This window comes from Thermogemmatispora tikiterensis (genome assembly GCF_003268475.1).
Taxonomy (GTDB): Bacteria; Chloroflexota; Ktedonobacteria; order Ktedonobacterales; family Ktedonobacteraceae; genus Thermogemmatispora; species Thermogemmatispora tikiterensis.
On record NZ_MCIF01000002.1, the window covers coordinates 490,236 to 511,220 of the forward strand.

Below are 20,985 nucleotides of genomic sequence, written 5' to 3' on the forward strand. Positions count from 1 at the left end.
TCTGGCCTGACAGCTGGCGATCCTTCTGGGCGGCCTGTGTGCTGGCTGGGGCAGGTCCCATGCTGACAGGCAGGGCTGCCCGAGCTGCCAGAGAGAGCGAGTCGGCCAGACGTGGCCTGCAGGGTCCTGGATCGCTGGTTCCTGGAAGGGAAGGAGCATTCCCGCCAGGGCTATGATTGCCTGCCTGCTCTCTTGCTTGTCTCCTCGGAAGGGAGGCCATCAGTGTGCTCCCCTCTGCCTGGGCGGGGACGCTGCAGGCTAGGCTGGCTCGGCCTGCTCTGGCTCGCGCCCCCGCTCTGTGATCTCGAGTTGTTGTATCTGTCTTTCCCATACGCGAAGCTCTCGGCGCTTGAGCGGGCTAAGCTGCCCCTCAAACTGCTGGAGGATGGCGAGCAAACGGCTAGCTGTCGCTGGAAGACGCTGAGCCAGGGCCCGAGTGAGCAACAGCTTCCCACGCCGCCAGCCTTCTTGATGATCTATGATCAGATGATGAAGAAGCTGCAGCCTCTGCCAGGCCTGCCAGTCGGCCTCGGGCAGCACCTGACCAGCTTCCAGCTCCAGGGCTGTGAGACTGTGGGTGAGTACGAGGCGGCTCAGTTCGCGGCGGAAGCGTCCATCAGGATCGAGGAGCCTCCAGCCGACCTGCACGAGCAGGTGACGGATCTCCTCTTGTAAAGACACGCTCTTCCCGTCGCAGCTCAGGCGGATACCTGGCACCGTCAGCAGTTGTGCCTTACTAAGGGGCTCCTGCCCTGGCAGCCGTGTCGAGAAGCGGTTAAGCAGGTGAGCCAGCCAGGAAAGTGCAAGCCCCGGCTCGCTGGACCCCGGCAGCAAGTAGGCCAGTGCCAGCAGCCACCAGGGGAGCGGCCCTTCTTGCATGAGAAACCAGGCGATCAGGTGCTCGGAAAAGGTGCGCTGGTCCAGACGCGCCAGCTCCTCCAGGCGCAGCTGTTTCCGTTGCAACTGCTTGCAGGCCAGCTGCACCAGGGCCGGCTGGCCCCCGGTCAGCTCGCGCAGGCGCTCACTGGCGGCGGTGAGCTGTGCGGGGGCGGTCCCGGTCGCGCTGGTCTGGAGCACCCCCTCCTGAGCGAGCAGCTGGCGGATCTCCGTGGCAGACCACGGGGGGAGGGCGACCGTCACGATCTCGGACTGCCGCCCCTTCCAGAGAGACTGATGCCAGTCAGGAGGCCGGCGGCTGACCAGCACGGCCTTGACGCGGGGTAAGCCGAAGCGCTCGGGAAAGCGCTCGTCAGGAGCGAGCACCAGCTCCTGAGCGCTCGGGAGCAGCTGCTCCAGATGGTCAAAGAAGAGCAGGAGGGTGGGTCCCTCAGCGGGCAGGTGAGGCCGGAGGGCCTTGATATCCCGGGCCAGGGCCGCCCAGAGCCGCTCTCTCCTGTCCAGATCGATGAGCGAGTGCCGCCCTGATGGCGAGAGCTGGCCGGTGGTCTGGAGCGTCTCCCTGGTCATGGCAAAGGTCTGGGCTTGCCAGGGAGGGTATGCGGCCTGGAGCTGCTCGACGACGTGCTCTAGCAGGGAGAGCTGATCATGCGCCGCTGTGCAGAGGCCATCGACCCAGACGATGGGCAGCCCGGGAAAGCGCTGGCGGACGAGGGAGAGGCTACGGTGCAGCAGCCGACTCTTGCCAAACCCGCCAGAGGGATCGCCTGGCACTGGGAAGGCTGGACTGAGGGTCGTGCTCGGGCTGTCATCGTGAAGCCAGAGCAGCCAGGGGCTTTTGGCCTGCGTCTGGGCCAGCCAGCTCAGCAAGAAGGCTGAAAAGCGCTGACGGTCTCCATACTTCATCGGTCTGTTACTCCTTTCCTTGTTCTTGTGTGAGGATCGCACGCTCCAGGGTCTGCAGGGCTGCCTGCCAGTCTGACGCCTGTTCGCCCAGAGCGAGCTGGAGCTCCTGGTCCTGCTGGAGGGCGGCCACCACCTGCAGGCTCACGGCCTGTGGTTCCTGGCGCAGGGATGCCAGCAGGCTGGGCAGCTGCTCCCCTCGCCGTGTTGGTTCCTCGCTGAGGAGGCGATAGGCGAGCTGATCGGCCAGGGAGCGGATTCGTTCGGGTCCGCTGGCTCGCTCCGTCAGCCGCTCCTGGAAGGCGGCCAGCCACCGCTGGAGCTGTCGCCACTGGCTTGGCGCTTCCTCTTGCCAGAGAATCTGCAGCAGGTGGCGGACCGGGGCGCTGACGACATAGCCGGCACGCTCGAACTGCCAGTGCAGGGCGTGGGTGCCGGCAGCAAGCCGCTGCGGCAGAAAGAAATAGGCAAAGGGATCGCTTTGTCTCCATTCGGGGGCAAACTGCTCGATCAGGTCTTGCAGCAGCATGGCGGTGAAGCGGCGCGGCACGGCGAGCAGGCGCAGCAACTGCTCGACGGCAGGCCGTTCCGCCGGGGGCAGCGTGCCCAGGACACCCTGCCGGAGGACGCGCTCGGTGAGCTGCTCCCGCAGCCGGGCCCGATCTGCTGGCTGACGGGGGTCCAGCCTCCCGTCGCGCAGGGCTTCGGCGAGGACGACCAGGGCGAGCGGGTAGCCATCGGCCCAGTTGAGGGCGAGGGCGCGCACCTCGGGAGCTAGCGTCGGGGCGTGGCGATCGAGCAGGAGGGCGCTGCTGACGCGGTCGAGTGGCCCCAGCTCCAGGAGGAGGACCGGGCGGCTCAGCACGCTCTGCCAGGACCAGGGGAGCGGCGCCGCCGCCGCCAGCACCAGGAGCAGGGGGGTCTGCTTTCCCAGCGCATCGAGCAGCGCCACCAGCCAGCGCAGCTGCGACGCATCGTCACTCTCCACGTCATCCAGCAGCAGCACGGCGGCTCCCTGCTGCTGCACGAGGAGGCGGAGCCCTGGGATGAGCTGCGCCAGACCCGGGGTGGGGTGATCCGGTCCTGGGCCGTGTCCTGCTCCAGAGGAAAGGGAAGGTGGTGGCGACGGCAGAGCTGGCAGCAGCTGGCTGACGACGGCATCGATCGGCGCTCCTGGCTGCACCGCACCCCAGAGGACTGGCAGGCGGAGCGCGCGGGCCTGCTGCTGGACCTGGCGCAGCAGGGTGGTCTTGCCGATGCCGGCCACGCCGGACAGGTGCACAATCGGCCACGACTGGCCCTGGTTGCGGTGCGGCTGCCTGAGGGCTTGCAGGATCGTCGAGAGCTGGCGCTGTTCGTCTTCGCGATTGATCACCGGCTCCGTGTTCATGCTCAGTGGCCTCCTGCGTTTTTCTCCTGTGAGCGATGGCTAGGACAGGGCGCGGTCGGCGGGCCTCGCTGGGGCTGGTCTCCCCGGCTCCGGCGCACGGCCCCAGACGGTGAGCAGGGGCCAGAGGGCGCAGAAGTCGTCGGCCTGCATCTCGGCGACGGCCTGCTGATAGAGGGTGGTCAACGCCGCTCGCGTGGCCAGCCCCTGGCGCTCCAGGAAGGGCAGGACCAGCTCCAGCCCGATGAGAAAATCCTTGAAGACCGAGTAGTGTCTCGGGGTGCCCGCCGACCACTCGATGACGGTGGGTCGCAGCCGGACATCGACCAGGCCGGCCTGTCGCAGCAGCCGGGGCAGGACCGGGGTGATGCCCAGATGCTGCCCATTGGGGGAACAGCTCTGGCCGGCCCGCCAGAGGGCCTGGCAGCCCAGGGCCATGAGCCGCTCGAAGGCGGGACTGCTGGTCAGCGGCTCCTCCATCTCAGTCAGGCGCACGACCCCGCCGGGGACGAGCAGGCGGCGGCACTCAGCGAGTAGCCGCGGCCAGGCCGCTGGAAGCATGAAGCCGCACAGGAGCCGGCCATTGATCAGGTCGAACGAGCCGTCCTCGAAGGCCAGCGGCTCCATGACGTCCATCACCTGGAAGTGAACGTTGTCCAGGCCACGGGAGCGGGCCTGCGCGGTGGCGTACTCGACGATCGCTGGGCTGAGGTCGACGCCGATCACGTTCACGTTGGGATAGGCGAAGGCCACTGCCAACGCCCAGCCTCCCGGGCCGCAGGCCAGGTCAAGGACGCGCCCCCCTTCGGGCAGGGGCGCCCCTTCAGGAAACTCCGGCAAGAGGCCGCCCAGGGCCTCGGTGAGCAGGCGATCCTGCTGCATGAGGCGGGCCAGCTCTCCGGCGTTTTCGGCGTCGATGATGGAGGTGGAGCGTCCGCGCGGCTGAGGCGCGGGCTGCGGGCGAGCGGGATCAACTGGGGTGCTCATGGCTGTCTCCTTGCTGAGGTGAACGGTCCCGCCGCGGGGGGGACTCGGGGTCTGAGGCCGGCTCGGGGTCAGCACGGCGCAGGGGCCAGGCGGAGCCCACGGGCAGCAAGGGCAGGTGGCCCGCCCGCTCAGCGGCGAGGACCTGCTGGATGAGCGCGGCATGGTCGAGGAAGAGGGCCTGCTGCTCCAGGGCGGCCACGGGGAGCACCTCCAGGCCCAGAACGCTGCTGGTGGGGCCGGGGCGGGCGATGCGCACAAGCTGGGGCAGGTCGGCCTCGATGAGGAAGAGGAGGGAAAGGACCTGGGCGCGGGCGGCCAGGGAAGTCGCCCCCAGGAAGCGGGGGTCACGGGCTGGACGGTCCAGGCCGAAGAGGCCGCCGAGCCGGCAGGAGCGCAGGCCGGCGCCGTGCAGGTGCCAGTCGGTGCGCTCAATGCCCAGTTCCTCGCGCAGGGCGCGCAGGATGCCAGTGGCGGCAGGCTCGCCCCAGCGCAGTTTCTCACCCAGCATCGCGAGCTGGCCCTCGTCCTGGCGGCGGATGAGGGCGACCTGCTGGCGGTCGTCATCGACGAAGAGCAGGTCCAGCCCGATAGCGAAACGGGCGTCGTGCTCACGAAGCGGCATGGCACATCCCTCCGTCTGGCTGGGCCGGCTCGCCGGCGCGCCCGGCCTGCGAGCGGGAAGGGTCCCAGGGGGTGGCTGGCGGAGGCCCCTGCCGCCAGCGGGCGAGCAAGCGCGCGCAGGCGGCCCGGGCTTCGGCGGGGCACAGCTGCCAGGGAACGGCGGCGAGCAGGGCCTGGGTGGAGCGGGGCACCTCCAGGGCGAAGTGGGCGCGATGGAGGCGTTGAGAAATCCGCCCGGGGCTGACGCCCAGGGCGGTGGCAATCGCGCCGACCTGCCAGCCCTGCTGGCGCAGCAACAGGACGAGCCAGTCGGTCGGGCGCAGCCGCGCCAGCCGGCGCTGCTGCTGGGCCGTGAGGCCAGGCGGGTGGCTGGTAGGGGCAGCAGGCGCCTGCTGCCTCGACAGGCGCTGAGGGAGCAGGGGCGAGGTCATCGTGGACCTCCGATCTGGGCGAAGATCCACCCACAGAGGTTCCAAGAAGGATGCTGCCAGCGAGATGACATCATGGGATCATTTCCTCCGATGGGTCAGGATGATAGAGCGAGCCGCGGCGTGCGGCTCCGACTGGGTTGTGACTGGCGTCGGTGGTCAGGCGGCTCGGGAACTCCCCACCTGTTCAAGGGAGGGAGGTCGACCAGCCGAAGAGCGGCGCCAGGAGCTGGAACTCGCGGCGCCAGCGGTCCCGCAGCGTGGGCTGCTCGCGGACGACCTGCAGCACCTGCCGCAGGCCATCCAGCTCGTCGGGTGCGAGGTTGAGCCAACACTCGCCACCCGGCGGGGGTGCGAGCGCGTGCAGCCAGCCGAGCAGGGCCTGGGTCTGGCGCAGGCGTTCATTGCGCTCGGTGGTGGGCAAGAGCTGGCGAAAGGCAGAGGCCCGGTAGCCTTCCAGCACCGTTCGCAGGGCAGCGACCTGCTCCTGGGTGAGGATCAGCAGGTCCCTGCCAGGGCTGGGGTGTGCGCGCGTGCCCGAGGCGGTCATCCTCGGGCCCTCGCCGTGGCCGAGGCTGGGATCAGCCGGGTCGCCATCACGGTCGGTCGGTCTCATGGCTGGGGCCTCCTGCCGTAGGCGGCGTGAAAGACGTAGCGAGCCTGCTGCTGCTCCCATTCCTTGGCGGCCTCGCGCAGCATCTGGTCGACGACCGCCGGCGGGGTGTTGGTGCGGGCGCAATACGAGTCCTTGAGGGCATCCAGGCCGTGGAGGACATCGGTGAGCAAGAGCTGGCCGGCGGCCCCGGCCCAGTGGCCCAAGGGGACAGGAATATCGTGGCTGGTGACGTCGACGCAGCCGGCCTGCTGGAGCAGTTCGCCGAGCTGGCGCAGGACAGCCATCTCGAAGCCGAGCTGGCGGCTGATGCTGGTGAACCAGTCGAGCAGGCGCCGGGTGGCTGGCCCGGCGGGCTGGATGCCATCGCTGAGTTCGAGCAATTCGATCCAGCCGCCGGGACGGGTGACGCGCACCAGCTCGCGGACGACGCCGGGCCAGGCCTGGGCGGGAATGGCGGCCACCAGGAGCCGCTGATGGGTGTAGGTGAACTGCCCGTCGGGAAAGGGCAAGCCCTCCAGCACGTTCGCCCGGACGAAGACGCAGGTGGGGGGCACCGGCTGGGGCAGGGACTGCAAGGAGACGTCGACGCCCACCACGAGGGCGTGAGGAAAGAGGGCCTGCATCTCGAAGGCCCAGATGCCGGTGCCGGTGCCCACATCCAGGATGGTGCGGGTGCTCTCGGGGGAGAGCGGGGCCAGGTAATGGTTACTCAGGGTACGATACAGGGCATGGTGCTGGTAGTTGAGCCGCTGGTCTTCCAGGGGATCTTTGGGCAATACATAGGGAACATCAGCCAGATACTGGCGCTGCGTGAGGAGAGGTGAACCCTCTGGAGAGGTGTGTGTGGTGGCTGTCGCTGGCGTATCCGGGCTTGGCGTGAGGGCCACGCGGACCCGGGCTTGACGGCCTGCGAGCAGCTTATGTAGTAGGCCCATAGCGGGTCTCCTTCCTTATTTCTTTGGCAAGGATGATCTGTCTCTCGCCCCTGGCGGACAGTTGACAATCGTTGCTCGCATCGAAATAGAGATGTGCCGCAGAATATAGCGTTTCCTCTGACACTGGCTGATATCATGGCCGCCTTCGCTTGCTGTATGCAGGGCAGGCGAAGGGCGTACCTGTATCGATCATCGCCGTTGATAGATCGTGCTGAGATCCATCGGATTTCCGTGCAGCATGCTATTACCGCTAGCAAGAAGTATAGAAGGCAAGCTGAAAAATAGCATCTCAGGTTGATGCTCAGTGAGTAGTCATGTTGTTCCTTGCTTGCTGTCATTGTTGCTCTTAGAAGAGGAGATTAGCAGATGAAATAAGAAGCAAGCTTATCTGACTCTTATTGCGCTGATGATGAGATGAGATGTGCTGTCTCCTATCGTTTCAGCAAGCAAGCTGCTTATGTGGAACAAGGCGATTGTTCACTGAGTGAGAGCAGTGAAAGTAGTTATCGATTGCGATGGCGAGGTTACTAAGTGTTTCCCTCTTTGCTAAGACTGGAGATATGAGGATGGGAAGAGACGGGAAGGAAACAAAAGAGCAGCACACAACAGGTCAGGTGTGCTGCTCAGAGGACCGCCATACGATGTTGGCGAGAAGCTCAGGTGAGGGTGAGCAGGTCGCGCAGCGCGCGGAGGCGCTTCTCGCCAGGGAAGGCGGCACAGAGGGCGATGTAGGCCTGGCGAGCCTCGGCCAGGCGCTGCTGGCTCTGGAGCTGCCGGGCGGTGGCGAGGCCGGCCTGCCATTTGTCCAGGCACCAGTCGAGGCGGCGTGGCTGGTCGTCGCGACTGGCTTCGATCAGGACGGCCAGCAATTGGGCCTCAATGCAGGATGTTAATCTTGCTTCACCATTCTGATACTGCTGCTCTATCTGTTGACAGGCTTCTAATGCTGCCTGTGGTAGCCCTGAGTCCCTGTATGCGTAGACGTCATCAAGCAGTAGATCACCCAGACTAAAAGCCGCCCATATAGGGACCATTCCGTGCTGTGCAAGGAACATCTCATGTGCCAGCTTGAGAGCGTGCTGTACCTCTCCCTTCTGGCCGGTGACTACGGCCAGATTCATCGCTAGCCTGCCATAGCAACTGCTGTAAACGATGGGAGGAACTGGCTCGCTGGCGGGCTGAGCGACTGAGGCTTCCTTGTGACGATCACGCCGATCCCGCTCCTCTAACAAGTGTTGTGCTTTCTGCATCGTCTGCAGTGCCTGTCTGTAGCAATGACCATAGTGGGACATTACTGCCTGCAAACCCAGTGCCGTTAACTGCAGGGAGAGATTATCGGCCATGCAGCTGAAATCTTCAGCCTTTTGGGCATAGGACACTGCTTGTCCTGGAGTACTCAGATGCAAGGCCAACCGCGAACGCAGCAGGAAGCCCTGAGCTGCAAGCTCAGCGGCGGCCTGACGCTGCCTGGGGGAAGCGGCCTTGGCCAGGGCCTGCAAGGTGGGCAGATAGGCGGCGACTGCCTGGTCAGCTAAGGCAAACTCGCCCTGCCGGTGCAACTGCCAGCAGGCGGTCAGGCCAGCGGCACACTGCTTCAAGATATCCTCGGTCAGGGCCGACCCCTTCGGAGCTGGACCGGCCTGTGACAGACCCAACAATTCAATCGGCGCCAGAGCCAGCAAGCGCAGCGTCTCGCGCCGGGTCAACTCGTTCTGGTTCATAGCGTCCTTCTCTAGCTCGGTACTCACAAGGATCTGGAGCTGCTGATAGGGGGAGTCAGTGGCGGGCCAGCGCCAGACGAGGCCCAGCAGCCGCAGGGGCAGGCACTGCTGGCGGGCAGTGGCCAGGGCGTCAGCCTCGGCAGGGGGAGAAGGGAGCAGCACCGACTCGACCTGGAGAGGCTCGCTGGTGGGAGGGACAGGCTCGGGCAGGGAGAGGCCCAGCTCCTCATCGCGGAAGCCCAGCTGGGCGGGGGAGAGGCCGAAGAGGTGGCAGAGCTTGCGCAGGTGCAGGGGCTGGGGGACATCGCCGGCGCGCTCCCAGCGGCAGACGGTGGCCTTGCTGACGCCGACGGCTTCGGCGACCTCTTCGAGGGTGAGCAGGCGGGCGCGGCGTGCCCGGATCAAGGCCTGGCGGAGCGGGCCTGCACCCTCTGAGTCCTGGGTCTGGTGCATCGCTTCTCCTTCCTTTCCACTCTAGCAGTGCTGTATCAGATGGACCCTAATGGGCATCTGTCTGCTTCTCCTTGTCCTTGATATTTCTCCCTGTTTCACCGGGAGAGTCCCACTCTCTGGACGAAAGCAAGCGAGTATAACAGCAGCACAGGGAGAAACAGACCCGCTGGCTCCTCTTCTATCAACAGAAGAAGCGTTAGGAGCTGACTGGGCCTCTCTCCAACAGGCTAACAGTTCTTGAGATAGCATCTACCTCTCTTAAAAGAGTATAGCTGAAAAGACAGGCAAAACTGGAGACAATTTATACTCATTGCTCTGACACTGCGTTTCTTGTTCCATCTTGTTTCCTGGAGAAACCTCGCTGGGGAAACTGAATGTAACGCTCTCTATTGAATTGAGATAACAGGAAGCTGAGCGATTTGGGGTGACGATCGCCTCCCGATCCGAACCAGCTTATCTTGAGCGAAACAGCCTCTCACCTCGTGTCTGCAGCCCATATGCCAGGCGTTGCCCTCTTCTTCTTGTGCCCACTCAGCTAGCGAGTGAGCAATTGGAGCTGTTCCTTGCCGGTAGCGGCAGCGCCTGTTTGCTCATCTGATCCTCTCTGAAGCAAAGAGTTTTAGGGAAACGCCAGCATCCACCCATAAATATCGTAACATACTCTAAGACACCTGTCTACTCTGGAAAGATGAAGAGTATTATACTGTAATATTGGGTGTAAGAGCATCCACATCGTACCAACCCTGCGCGGCGGCGATCCCGGTCTCGCCCGCGAGCACAAATCGAGAGACCGGGCCCCTCGTTACCTGCGCCTACCTCGCTCCTTCCCTGGCATCTCTGGAGAATCCGCCACACATGGGGCATGATCCACCTATCTCTAGCGCTCCTGGATCGGCTCTTTCGCCTGCAGAATGTCTTGACCCGCTGCCACGACAAAATTACCTCCGACGAGGAGCGCCTCTGCCAGCAGTACGAGATCTATACCGCCTTGCGCTTCGCCGAGAGTCGCGGCGTCCCCTGCGCATAGTCGCGCGCATCGAGAAGGATGGCCAGACGCTGGGGCGCCTGACATACGGGCAGTCGGCGACGCTCTGGCGCATGAATTTCGGTCGGCTGCGGCACAGTCCTAGCAGGCCAGTGACAGAGTGATAGAGCGTAGACGGTCGTGAGCTAAGGCTGCTCTGCTCAAGCAGAGAAAGGCGGTCCGGGCTGGATAGTGTGAGACTGCTGGTTGTGGAGACGCACTGTACCTGTCTCTACCTCCCGTAACCAGCCTTCCCTAGCCTAGATCGCACAGAACGAGGGAGCTTCGCCTGCCAGTTTTCAAGCGAGATCTTCCGTTGCTTGCATCTTAGTTTCAAAGAGGCTATAATCTATTATAGTGTTCAATTTCATTCCATATTTGTCGATAAAGAGGGGCGCACTGTGTTGATCAATCCAGGAGCAGTCGAGAAACTGAAAGACGTCACCAGAATCGGATGGTATCCAGAAATGACGCATCGTCAAAGAAATGAGGCCATCAGAGTGTTCCTCACGGAGGCGGGACGCTTGCTCGATCAACAAGCCGAGTCCATGGTCAAACGCGCGGTTGAGCGCTATTGTGCTGGGGAGCTTTCCTACGAGGCCTATCAGGAGATCATTGAGCAGGTGAGCAAGCAGGAAGCGCAGCAAGGAGCTGCTCTTGGGGAGATGGCGGCCCGCAACCGCGTCTTCGATCTGGCGCAGCGCCTCCTGGATCAGGCCCAAGAGCATGCACGTCAATTGCAACTGATCGAGGCCAAAACCCAACTGGAACAGGAGCGGCGGAAGACGGAGGACCTGCTGAGTGGCCTCTTGCAACAGTATACTGATGAGCTGCAGCAGTGTGCTCAGCAGATCAAGAACGATCTGGCCAGCACGACCGAGGCGCTCATCGAACAGACTCGTCAGCTTGCCGATCAGGTCGTCCTGCAGCGCTTCCAGGAGGCGAGAGAGCAGCTGGAGCGAGCCATCCGTGAGCAGGAAGAGCAGCGACCAGCCCGGGAGGCGATGCGAACAGCGAGCGAGCGTCTAATGCGCCAGGAAAGGGAGTATCGCCGTCATCAGTGGCGGATCTGGTGCTCGATAGGGCTGGGCCTGGGGGTTGCTCTGGTGCTCCTGATCTCGCTCTTCTTTGCCCCTCCTCTCTGGATCGTAGCCAGCGGTGCCACTATCGCTGTGGCCCTTCTGGCCAGCGCCGCGCTTTGGAGAAACCCCATCCCCGAGGAGAGGCTGGCTGCAGCCAGGCGAGAAATAGCGCTCTATCAGGCCAGGAGCGGCGACTACGCCACGCTCTCTGAGGAGGAACGACGAGCCTTGCTGCTCCAGCGAATCGTCTGATCTCCTGCTTCCGTGTATCCCCCGAAGAGAGGAAGGAAACTCACCTTTCCTCGGGGCACTGCATCTGGTGCACCTGAAACGCTTGCTGCAGCGGGAATCAGATGGCTCGCGTCAGGTAGCGGAGCCGTCAGAGAGTCATCTGCGCCTACTTCCAAAGCAGCCACCGCGTCCATACTGTTATCATACGTGCTGATCAGCAGGATGGGGACCGCCTGCGTGGCTTTCCAGCTTCGCAGCAGGCGAGAGGTCCAGGCCCTCTCTTGCTCAGCGTCAGTTCTTCGATGACACCAGGCAAGAGCCGCTGCTGACCAGCCTGTCCTGTGCAGTAACGAGGAGATCAGTGCTTTGCTCATCCCACTGACGCGCGGTCCCCTCGTGATCCCTCTTCCTTTGCTGGTCGAAGCGCAGTTCCTGAATCTAGGGGGACCATCTCCAGTATCAATCAATTGACCCTCCGACAGGCGATCACGCCAGAGCGCCTGCAGGGGCGGATGAACGCCAGTATGCGCTTCGTCGTGATTGGCGCCGTGCCGTTAGGCGCCCTCGTCGGCGAGGTGGTAGGCCAGACCATCGGCTTGTGCCCCGTGCTCGGGGTGGGGCAGCCGGGTGACTGCTTCCCGTTCTCCGGGTATGGTTCTCCTCCATCCATCGCGCCAGCGACACGGGCCAGCCCTATCGCACGCGCCTCACACCGCCGCCCGCCGATCCCACCGTCGCCCATCCGCCGCGCTCCCGCTAACTCAGCCAACCCTAGCCTGGCCAGCGCCTCATCTCCCCACAGACGCCGGCCAGGCCAACGGCACCCGTGTAACCGTCCCCAGCGGGCGATGCTCGAATAAAGCCCTCACCTCGCACCTGGCCCTCACCGACCTCAGGCAAGGAAAGCAGCGATCACGCCGCCATCCCGACAGCCATCAGGCCGGGTCAGGCCATCCGCGTCGCCTGCCTGCTCTGAGCCGCGCGCATCGAGCACAGAAGAGAAAGAAGATAGCGCCTGCATCTTCCTTCGTCTCCCCTGCCAGCAGAGAGAGGAGAGAGCTGCGAGAAGCTGCCTCCTCCCTCGCCCTTCGGCTAACGACCAACGTGCTGCCAGCCAGCAGCGGGCGCATCGCGATCATAGATCGTGATCGCATAGCCGTCGGGATCTAGAAACGTAAACTGCCGACCGAAGCGCCCGATCGTAAGGGGTCGCAGCATAGGCACCTCCGCAGCCACCAGCGCATCGTGAACCACCTGACTATCAGCTGCCTTGAACCAGATCGCCGGTGTCTCGATCGGAGCAGGCAGAGCCTCCCAGTTCGTATCGGGTGGCGCCTGAATCAGACCAAAAGGAACAGGGTAGGTCAGAAAAGCCATCCCTCGAGGAAACACTTCGGGATCGCGGCGCAATCCCAGAACATGTTCATAGAATCGCGCCGAGGCCTCCACATCACGGACCTTCAGACCGACAAAGGCCGGTCCTTTCAAATCAAGATTGTTAGTCATCCCTTTCTCTCTTTTCTCAGGCTTCTGCACACTGCAGACCGGCAATGGACCCCTCTGGCTTGAGACGCTGACCATCCTGCTTCCCCCTGGCCACCTGCCACAGCGACCAGAACGGTCCACTGCCTTGGTCCCTATCAATAAGACTGGCGCAAGAGCAAAAACTGTGCGCCCGTGCACCCACAAAAAAAACTCGCCACCGCCGCTGATCACGCACACAGCCAGCGGACAGGCGGGCCAGCCTGGATGTGCTACAATGAAAAGAGCGACTGCTCCCTCACCCTGAGCGAGCACCCTGACCAGACGGATACTTCTTGCTATTCATCCGCAGAGGAGCAAGGATGACCAGGCACAAGCAGGCCCGAGCCCAGGCCCAGCCTTTCCCCAGCGGCCTCCAATCATCTCCAGTCTCTCCCGTGACCGGCCCAGCTCAAGCCAGCCAGTCCCCTGATATCGGCCTCCTTCTCGAAGCCCATCGCCAGGAATTGCTTGCCTACTGTTACCGCCTGCTCGGCTCGCTTCATGACGCCGAAGACCAGGTTCAAGAGACATTACTGCGCGCCTGGCGTCACTTCCAGAGCCTCAAAGACACAGCCTCCCTGCGCGCCTAGCTCTACAAAATCGCCACCAACACCTGTCTTGACGCTCTCAAGCAACGCCCGGCCAGGACCCTGCCGCTGGCCGCCTTCCCCGCCGCTGATCCCGCTCACCTCATTGCCTCCCCACTCGCCGAAGCAACCTGGCTCGAACCATTCCCCACGAGCTGGCTCGGCGAAGCGGCGGAGAATCCGGAAACACGCTACACGCGCACAGAAAGCATCTCACTCGCCTTCCTCACCGCCCTGCAGCTGCTTTCCCCCCGTCAACGCGCCATCGTGATCCTCGCTGATGTCCTGGACTGGCGAGCCAGCGAGATCGCCCAATTGCTCAACAGTTCCACCGCCGCCATCAACGCCGCCCTGCACCGCGCGCGCATCACCCTGGAGAAGCACTATCATCCACTCAGCAGTGAGCCAGTACAACCAGGCGCCCTGGATGACACGACGCGCCAGCTTCTCGCGCGCTACGTCCGGGCCTGGGAGAGCGATGACGTCGAGGGACTGGTCGCCTTGCTTAAAGAAGATGCTACCCTCTCCATGCCCCCTTACGCCGCCTGGTATCAGGGGCACGCCGCCATTCGGGCCATCCTGGCAGCCTGTCCCTTGCATCCGGCAAAAGGGCGGCAGTGGCGTCTGCTACCAACCGTCGCCAACGGTCAGCCGGCCTTTGCCGTCTATCGGGCCGACGCTGCCCAGCAGGCCTATCGGGCCTACGGTATTCAGGTAGTTTCCCTGCAGAGAGCCGCAACGGCGTGCGCGCGCCTGGTCGCCAGCGTGATCATGTTTCACAACGCCTCGCTCGTCGCCCGCTTCGGCCAGCCGGAACAGCTCCCTATCCCGACGAACTTGGGCCGCTGAGCAGCCTGTCACGGCGCTTCTGCCTGCTAGACCCCTGCCCTCCTTACCATCAGCGGCCCCTCGGACACCGGACAACTGGCTCAATTATTCCATGCTCATGGTGCCAGTATCCTCAGCGCTACCGTGAAGCACGAAGATAACGATGGCCGGCAGCTGCTCAATGGTCTCTTTGCTGATCGACTTCTGCTGTCACTGCAAGTCATTAAAAATGTATGAAAAACGAACGGCGAGATGTTCTTCCCACTCCTCTATATTGACATCTATCATCCTCTTATCTACACTGAGGAGTGTTCTTATAGCTCCACCCCCAAAGGCTCTTCTAGACTAAAGAACAAGGAGGTCCCAGCGTGCCCTGGTGGTTCTTCAGACGCAAGAGCGCGGCGGCCCCCACCAGCCACTCTCAGCAGCTTCCCGATGCTCCTTCGCCGGCCCGTCCTCGCAGTTGGGCAGGAGAGGTGACCCTACCCAGCCGGGCTGATGCCGAAGAGCGACGCTACTTGGAGGAGCAGCCCTATCTGCTCCCCAAGGACCTCAAGGAGGTCAACCGTCTGGACTTTCAACACTACATCCTGCGTGCCATCCTGCGCCGCAACTATCTGGCTCCGCTGCAAGAACAGGCCACGCGCCAGATTCTCGATGTTGGCTGTGGTACTGGTCAGTGGGCTTACGAGGTGGCGAAGGAGTTCCCCCAGGCCAGCGTGGTCGGTCTGGATGTGGAGCAGGCCAAAAACTCGGTGTCGCCTCCGCCCAACTATCGCTTTGTCCAAGGAGACGCACTCAATGGCCTGCCCTTTAATGACAATACCTTTGATTTTGTTCACCAGCGATTTTTAACGGCAGCGCTGCCGCTGCCAGCCTGGCCCCAGGTGGTGCGCGAGCTGGTGCGAGTAACTGCTCGTGGGGGCTGGGTCGAGCTGCTGGAGGCAAGCACGGAGATCGCTCCCGTTGGGCCAGCGACGCAGCGTGTGCTCACTATGACCCTGCAGCTAACGGCGCTGCGGGGACTGGATGGCTCTGGGGAAGTAGCACGCTCACTGGATCGCTACTTGAGGGAGGCCGGGCTGGTACAGGTGCAACGACATGACATCGAGGTACCTCTGGGAGACTGGGGGGGACGCATCGGCTCCTTGTTAGCACTGGACTTCCGTGAGGTCGGCACGGCTCTGAGTGGGGCGGTCGTGAGGCGCTTTCAAATGGCGCCGCCGGAGTATCAAGCACTGCTGGATGCCGTCTTTCAAGAGTGCAATCAGCTGAAGACAATGTACCGCTTCGTGGCGGCCTATGGGCAGAAGCCCTGAGCTGAGCGCCGGCTTGGCGCCTCGGAGCTGCCCGGCCCTGTGCTTTGCCTGTGGCTTCTGTGACAGCGGTTGCCTCTGACCGACGCCTGATCGCTCGTCTGCGTCTGGACCCGGTCGCCTGGCTATTTTCACTCCGGGCACGTGCCGGGCGGGTCCAGGCAGAGTTAGCGGCTCTCCCTTGCTTCTGTCGAGCTACTGAAGCCAAGCGCCGGCGCTCTGTGTGGATATCCCGGCACGCATCCCTGATCCTTCCACGCCCACCTGCTGATTGGTAATACCTTTCCCGAAGAAAGTGGAGGAAACCGCTCGCTGGCCGGGGCAAGCTCATCGACCATGCGTAGCTTGCAGGGGGTAGGATCGATGGCCACCAGGAAAGGCTGGATCATTCCATCCAGAGCAACAATCGCCTGCCCTGGGGCCAGATTGGGCAGCCGCGTCCAGAGTCCCTCATCGATGCCGCCGATGCTCCGCTTCAGGCGGCTGATGACGTTGGCATCGGTGATCTTGTGCAGAATCACATTGTTGATGAGTCCCAACACCTCGTCGGGCAGATGCTGCGGTAGTTGAGTCACAAAGGACAATCCCAGCCAGCGCTTACGTCCACGCCGGGCAATGCGCGCCACCTGCTGGAACAGGGTTGGCATCTGGCGTACGCGCTCCGCCGACAAGAACTCGTGCGCCTCTTCGATGATCACCATGACCGGGACCAATCCCTCACTATCTTTGACGGCCTGCCGCTCTTGCTGTTGCTCAAGCCGGGCATAGTGCTCATCCTGATAGCGATGCACTCCGCGTAGCAGCTCGGCGATCACCAGATTGTTGATCTGTGGTGAGTCGGTATCGCTGAGGTCGATAATTGCCACCTGTCCTCGGCCTAACATCTGGTCATACTGCAGCGGCTGGGCCTTGTGATGATCGAAAATGCGCAGATTCAGCAAGCGCCTGAGCTTCCCCTGCAGGGCTTTCCAGCTCGGGGGCGCTCCTGGCAGCCCCCTGGCTGCAGACTTAAGCTTCGGAAGGACAGTCTGGGAGGCTGCTTTAAAGTCCGGGCTAGTGAACTCGATGTTTTCCTCGGCCTTCTCGACAAGGGAAGAGCAGGCGCGGACCACATCATAGATGTGCTCCAGGCGCATGCCTCGATAACCTTCCTCCAGCTCATCCAGCTCCAACAGCCAGTTGGCATCTTCTCCAGCTCTGGGCGAGATCTTCAATTGCTGTAGAAGCTGCTTGGTGATATCGTAGGCGCGCAGATAGCGCTCTTGCTGGGCCTCTGTCATCTCCAGCAGCTCGCACACAAGATATGGTGAGAGCTGCTCAAACGAGAGACAGAAGGGCTGGACGGTGGCATGCTTCGGCTTCGGATTGGCGGTTCGGCGCCCTACTAGATGATAGATGGTGACCTGCTCCACGCCAGCAGGCTCCTTCTGGCGCCGCTGCAGAGCGGCGAGCATCGTTTCGTCCTCCGTCGGCTCGTCAATGGTGGTATATTCGCCTTCGGTATCGATGAGTATCGTAGCGAAGCCCTGGCGCTGGAGCTGACTCACCAGGCCGGAAACGGTCGTTGACTTGCCACCGCCGGTTGTCCCGAGAATGCCGAGGTGGCGAAACCAGAGCGACTTGCGCCTGGCGGGGACCCGCACGACCAGCTCCTCATGACCGATGGCCAGGCCCAGCTCGATTTCGCCCTCCAGTTTGAGCACACGGGCCATTTCTTCGCTGGTGAGCACGTAGACGGGGCTCTTGGGCAACGGGCGGAAGCGCTGCGGAACCAGCTGACCGCCTTTGCCTCCTAGCTCCTCGCCCAGTAGCTGAACCTGGACGCGCCCGTGATAGTCTGGCAGGAAAACAGTGCCGTGGACGGAGGTCGTGATCACGATCGGCGAGTCGCCGCGGATGCCATCCGGTTCGGCAAATGGCCCGCGGACCACGATCCCCAGGTAGGAGCGCTTGTCGGTGCTCTGAATGCGGACCGGTGCCTGCGCAGGCACTTTCCCGATGTTGGCCCGCGGGAGGACAACGGTCACGGTATTATCTTCACTGGCCGGGGTGTCAAACAGGGTTTGGCCTACATAGCCAGGGCCGTAATCCTGCTCCTGCCATTCTCCGCCGGCGTGCTCTGCATCCTCTGCCAGGCGCGCGAAGACCTCGCGAGGAAAGGACTTGATGGTCTCTTCTCCTCCTCCCCCGTCTTCCTTCTCCTCAATCCGCTTCGTGGCGCCCTCTGCTGGCGCGCCATTGCGATGACGCTGTGCCTGTGCGGGTCTAGCTGGGGGCAGCTCCTCAAAGGACCAGAGAGAGTTGTGGGAATCATCGTGCTGCTTCTTCATTGGGCGGCCTGCTACTTTCTGGCGCGTGTCCGGCGCTCACTGACAAAGCGGAATGGCTCACCAGCATGGACATGAGCCGTGTGAATGGCATCTTCAAAGATGTCATTGCCGAAGACTACGCGGCAGATGGCGTCAGCCAGATCGATAAGCAAGGGAAAACCCCGGTGCTTGTGCAAGACACTATCTGCCAGAGCGATCAGCGCGGCCTCAAAGACATGGTCGATGTGACTATAGAAGAGGTAAGGCTGGGCATAGGCCGAAGCGCGGTAGACACCCATCACCACCTGCGAGCCGACCTCATGGCTGAAATGTTCTGCCTGCTGTTTGAAGTGAGCGGGATAGTGTCCCCTGGTGGCGATTTCAAGCAGCTGCTCCTCTATGGTCTCCAGAACGAGAAACTCCAGAGGCTCAAGGGCCTGGCCGATGGTCAGCCAATGGCGCTTCTGAGTATCGCTCTGCACAAAGACCACCTTGCGATGGCCAAGGAGCAGCTCCTCCAGCACAGCCAGGCTGCGCGTGAACAGCTCCATGCTACCCGAGCCGGTCAACAGCTCATAGGGGACAGGAGGGCCGTGGCCCAGGCGCCAGGGGGCCTGAGCCTTCCAGGTGAGCACCGCCCGTTCGGCATAGCTCATGATGCCGCGGCGGGCCAGCTCACTCAATCGGCTCTGTTCCTCAACCTCGATGCTGCCGCGCTGGCTGCGCCTTTCCAGCAGCGCCAGCAGATCCTCCAAGGGCTTACCGGTCGTCGCTCGCAGGTCGCGGCGAAAGAGACGCTGCGACCAGGACCCCTGGTCACCCTGATAGGAGACCAGGCAGACCCCTAACTGAGTGATCGTGATGGGCAGGCTATCGTAGCGCTGGCTGGTGCCATCACAGGCCTCGACCGCTCCGTTAAAGAGCAGGGCGCGGTGAGCATAGCGCAGATCATCAAATGAGACCCGGTAGCACCCGGCGCCCCGCGGAGCGCCAGGGCGCCTGGCAATGCGCGGAAAGACCTCGCGGCGAATTGGTTCGCGCTGAGCCCGCTCAAAGACCACAGCCTCCGCGATTTCGGCCTCTAGTTTGCGATAGAGGGCCTCTAGATCGCTACCTCCCTGCCACCTGTCAATGTCCAGTGTTTCCTCAAGCGACTCCCCATATGCCTCCTCATAGGTACGGGCATCCACCAGCAATGGCTCATCTTGTGGAGGCATCTCATCCACTCCTTCATTGAGCAACCAATCCTGCAGCGTTTCTACTACATATTCCCTTCCTCCCGGAAAAGTGCGACAGCTTCTGTCAATAGCCGGCGTTAATCGTAAAAGCCGAGCAGATGAGCAATGGAGCGCTGAGTTGTCGCTGGGAAGAGCAGCGCGGCGTAGCCCTGAGCAATGGCCGGCGGCAGGCCATAGGTGGCCATCAGCAGGTGCCGGGCGATGCGCCTCCTCTCTGCCGGGTCTGCGCCTTTCTGGAGCTGCTGGTCGACCTGGGAGAGCACCCGCTCGGCGGGCGCGAGCAGTTCGAGGGCCAGGCGATCAGCCCCTCGCTCGGCGCGCAGCAGGGCACTGACCCGCTCCATATCTTCGGTTGTCCGCGGTAACAGGTCCAGGTAGAAGCCGAGCTTGCAGCTGGCCAGGATTGCGTCAAGTCGCTCCTCGAAGGTAGGAGGGCGCTCGCCATCGAGCACAGGAAGAATCGATGGCCCCAGGAGCCGGATAGCGTGTTGCCGGGGCTGAAGGTAGTCGTGTAGAAAATGAGCTAGCTCGTGAGCCAGGGTATAGCGCTGCTCTTCGGGCGGATCGCTGCGATCAACAAAGATCAATCCGTGCCCTCGCACTGCAAGGAGGCAACCATGAAGCGGGCGTTCAGCACAGCTGGAGCAGTAGGCGATTCCCCGCTGCTGTAGCCAGCGCTCAACCCGCTCCACGCTCAAGCGCGTGAGTGAGAAGATCGCGACCGGGTAGGCGCGTCCGGCGATTGCTGCCAGATCACAGGGATAGGTTGGCGTGCAGGCAACGGAGTGCCAGAAGGCGGCGGCCTCCTCCGCTACCCAGGCCGGCAGGGCAACCATCATGGCTCTTGCCCCTCCTCGCGATCGCGCGCTGCCTGCAGCAGGCTCTCTCTCTGAGAGGCGCGCGCCATGTGGGTCTGCAGAGCCTCCATCGCCTCGACCTGGCGAAGCAAGGCCAGCAGGCGCCCATCCTTCAGCCGAAAGCGTCGAGTCAGTTGCTCTACATCGTCCAGGAAAGTCGCCGAGGTCCCCACAGGCCGGCGGCACAGGGCAAGACGCGGCAGATCCTCTGGCGCGCAGCCAAGGTCACGGGCTAGCCCTTGCTCATCAAGCTGGTGCAGATCCTGGTACTGGCGCAGGGCACTGGCCAGGAAAAAGCTTCTCTGAGCCGCACGCTGGGCCGCATAGGCCAGCGCTGGTGAAGGTTCACTACTCATCAAAACGTACTCCGTGCCTCTTGAGCCGTAAACGCAAGCGATCCTTCACTCGCTTGACTTGCTTGCGCTGCTCCTCAATTGACAAGTGAGTCAGTCCCAGTTCTGCCGCGTAGACACCCGTCCGCCTCTCACCCTGGAGCATGAGGACGACAATGCGCCATTCGCTGGGTGTAAATGTCTCGCTGCGCAGGCGCTGAAGCAGCGCCTGCAGGGGTGGGGCACTCAGCGCAAGCCTTGCTTCCGCTTCCTGCCAGGGCCTCACCTCTTCTATAGAACTATTCCCTGGTGAGAGAGCAAGTGCGACAGCAGAAAGAGGAATCTGGCGCTGCTGCTCGCGTTGGTACTGGCTAAGGGCGTTGCGGAGATCGCCTTCGGCGTTCATCACGAGATAGTGCCACAGGCTGCCACGCTCTGGCCGGTAACGCTCCGGGTGTTCAAGGAACGTCAGCAGCGAGTCTGTTACGGCATCCCGAATCAACTGATAATCTGGAACGTAGGTGTAGCGCAGGCGCAGCTGAGCGGTTAATGGATCAAGAACCAGCTCCGCAAAGTCGTCCGGTGCAGTGGGATCTTGAGCGAGCAAGCGCTGATAGACAGCCTCTAGTTCCTGGGTTGATGGGGGTGATACTGGTAGACCCATCGGGGCCTCCTTTGGTGGGAACAACGCCGAACAAACGAAGCGTAC

General features: G+C 62.8%; 21 protein-coding genes. 6 read left to right on the top strand and 15 right to left on the bottom strand.

The features are described 5' to 3' along the window. Nucleotides 1-258: 258 nt before the first annotated feature. The 8 genes from A4R35_RS02170 to A4R35_RS02200 form a co-directional block, all read right to left on the bottom strand. A complete protein-coding gene (locus A4R35_RS02170; protein ID WP_112426103.1) occupies nt 259-1,803 on the bottom strand; it encodes a hypothetical protein in 1,545 nt (514 codons plus the stop codon). A gap of 7 nt (nt 1,804-1,810) precedes the next feature. After that, nucleotides 1,811-3,190, bottom strand: coding sequence for an ATP-binding protein (locus A4R35_RS02175; RefSeq protein WP_112426105.1), 1,380 nt, complete (start codon nt 3,188-3,190; stop codon nt 1,811-1,813). 39 nt (nt 3,191-3,229) lie between these two features. Next, complete coding sequence (locus A4R35_RS02180; protein WP_146747088.1) at nt 3,230-4,174, bottom strand: class I SAM-dependent methyltransferase; 945 nt, start codon at nt 4,172-4,174, stop codon at nt 3,230-3,232. Further along, the gene (locus A4R35_RS23825) at nt 4,158-4,796 is read right to left on the bottom strand and encodes an NUDIX domain-containing protein (RefSeq protein ID WP_146747089.1); all 639 of its coding nucleotides are present in this window, start codon (nt 4,794-4,796) and stop codon (nt 4,158-4,160) included. The genes A4R35_RS02180 and A4R35_RS23825 overlap by 17 nt, the downstream gene beginning before the upstream one ends. Then, a complete protein-coding gene (locus tag A4R35_RS02185; RefSeq protein WP_112426109.1) occupies nt 4,783-5,226 on the bottom strand; it encodes a sigma-70 RNA polymerase sigma factor region 4 domain-containing protein in 444 nt (147 codons plus the stop codon). The genes A4R35_RS23825 and A4R35_RS02185 overlap by 14 nt, the downstream gene beginning before the upstream one ends. Nucleotides 5,227-5,410: 184 nt before the next feature. Continuing rightward, nucleotides 5,411-5,839: a hypothetical protein gene (locus A4R35_RS02190; protein WP_112426111.1), complete on the bottom strand. Its 429-nt coding sequence runs from the start codon at nt 5,837-5,839 to the stop codon at nt 5,411-5,413. Beyond that, entirely contained in the window at nt 5,836-6,774 is a 939-nt protein-coding gene (locus A4R35_RS02195; RefSeq protein ID WP_112426113.1) for a class I SAM-dependent methyltransferase, read from the bottom strand. Before A4R35_RS02195 ends, A4R35_RS02190 begins: the two co-directional genes overlap by 4 nt. A 656-nt stretch (nt 6,775-7,430) precedes the next feature. Then, a complete protein-coding gene (locus A4R35_RS02200; protein WP_112426115.1) occupies nt 7,431-8,948 on the bottom strand; it encodes a helix-turn-helix transcriptional regulator in 1,518 nt (505 codons plus the stop codon). 862 nt (nt 8,949-9,810) lie between these two features. On the opposite strand from A4R35_RS02200, the gene A4R35_RS24115 reads away from it, so the two are divergent. From A4R35_RS24115 to A4R35_RS23830, 3 genes are all read left to right on the top strand, one after another. Then, entirely contained in the window at nt 9,811-9,975 is a 165-nt protein-coding gene (locus A4R35_RS24115) for a hypothetical protein (protein WP_189361243.1), read from the top strand. Nucleotides 9,976-10,472: 497 nt separating this feature from the next. Next, nucleotides 10,473-11,306: a hypothetical protein gene (locus tag A4R35_RS02205; RefSeq protein ID WP_146747090.1), complete on the top strand. Its 834-nt coding sequence runs from the start codon at nt 10,473-10,475 to the stop codon at nt 11,304-11,306. Between the two features lie 491 nt (nt 11,307-11,797). Continuing rightward, nucleotides 11,798-12,145, top strand: a complete 348-nt coding sequence (locus tag A4R35_RS23830; RefSeq protein ID WP_146747091.1) for a hypothetical protein — start codon at nt 11,798-11,800, stop codon at nt 12,143-12,145. Between the two features lie 32 nt (nt 12,146-12,177). On the opposite strand, the gene A4R35_RS24935 is transcribed toward A4R35_RS23830, so the two are convergent. Together A4R35_RS24935 and A4R35_RS02210 are read right to left on the bottom strand one after the other, a co-directional pair. Then, complete coding sequence (locus tag A4R35_RS24935) at nt 12,178-12,306, bottom strand: hypothetical protein (protein ID WP_262982313.1); 129 nt, start codon at nt 12,304-12,306, stop codon at nt 12,178-12,180. Nucleotides 12,307-12,377: 71 nt separating this feature from the next. Continuing rightward, nucleotides 12,378-12,791, bottom strand: a complete 414-nt coding sequence (locus tag A4R35_RS02210) for a VOC family protein (RefSeq protein ID WP_112426118.1) — start codon at nt 12,789-12,791, stop codon at nt 12,378-12,380. A 338-nt stretch (nt 12,792-13,129) separates the two neighbouring features. Between A4R35_RS02210 and A4R35_RS24575 the strand changes: the two genes are divergently transcribed. The 3 genes from A4R35_RS24575 to A4R35_RS02220 all read left to right on the top strand — a co-directional run bounded on the left by A4R35_RS24575 (nt 13,130) and on the right by A4R35_RS02220 (nt 15,543). Further along, the gene (locus tag A4R35_RS24575; RefSeq protein WP_223258151.1) at nt 13,130-13,399 is read left to right on the top strand and encodes a sigma factor; all 270 of its coding nucleotides are present in this window, start codon (nt 13,130-13,132) and stop codon (nt 13,397-13,399) included. A 9-nt stretch (nt 13,400-13,408) separates the two neighbouring features. Beyond that, entirely contained in the window at nt 13,409-14,245 is an 837-nt protein-coding gene (locus A4R35_RS02215; RefSeq protein WP_223258490.1) for an RNA polymerase subunit sigma-70, read from the top strand. Nucleotides 14,246-14,592: 347 nt separating this feature from the next. Further along, the gene (locus A4R35_RS02220; RefSeq protein ID WP_112426120.1) at nt 14,593-15,543 is read left to right on the top strand and encodes a class I SAM-dependent methyltransferase; all 951 of its coding nucleotides are present in this window, start codon (nt 14,593-14,595) and stop codon (nt 15,541-15,543) included. A 164-nt stretch (nt 15,544-15,707) separates the two neighbouring features. Here A4R35_RS02220 and A4R35_RS02225 read toward each other — a convergent pair whose 3' ends face one another. From A4R35_RS02225 to A4R35_RS02245, 5 genes are all read right to left on the bottom strand, one after another. After that, nucleotides 15,708-17,870, bottom strand: a complete 2,163-nt coding sequence (locus tag A4R35_RS02225) for an ATP-binding protein (RefSeq protein WP_112426122.1) — start codon at nt 17,868-17,870, stop codon at nt 15,708-15,710. 11 nt (nt 17,871-17,881) lie between these two features. Beyond that, nucleotides 17,882-19,066: a hypothetical protein gene (locus A4R35_RS02230; RefSeq protein ID WP_112426124.1), complete on the bottom strand. Its 1,185-nt coding sequence runs from the start codon at nt 19,064-19,066 to the stop codon at nt 17,882-17,884. A gap of 98 nt (nt 19,067-19,164) precedes the next feature. After that, nucleotides 19,165-19,926, bottom strand: coding sequence for an ImmA/IrrE family metallo-endopeptidase (locus tag A4R35_RS02235; RefSeq protein WP_112426126.1), 762 nt, complete (start codon nt 19,924-19,926; stop codon nt 19,165-19,167). Further along, complete coding sequence (locus A4R35_RS02240) at nt 19,923-20,300, bottom strand: hypothetical protein (protein ID WP_112426128.1); 378 nt, start codon at nt 20,298-20,300, stop codon at nt 19,923-19,925. Before A4R35_RS02240 ends, A4R35_RS02235 begins: the two co-directional genes overlap by 4 nt. Beyond that, on the bottom strand, nt 20,293-20,940 hold the full coding sequence (locus A4R35_RS02245; protein WP_189361245.1) for an RNA polymerase sigma factor: 648 nt from the start codon (nt 20,938-20,940) through the stop codon (nt 20,293-20,295). The genes A4R35_RS02240 and A4R35_RS02245 overlap by 8 nt, the downstream gene beginning before the upstream one ends. Between the last annotated feature and the right edge of the window lie 45 nt (nt 20,941-20,985).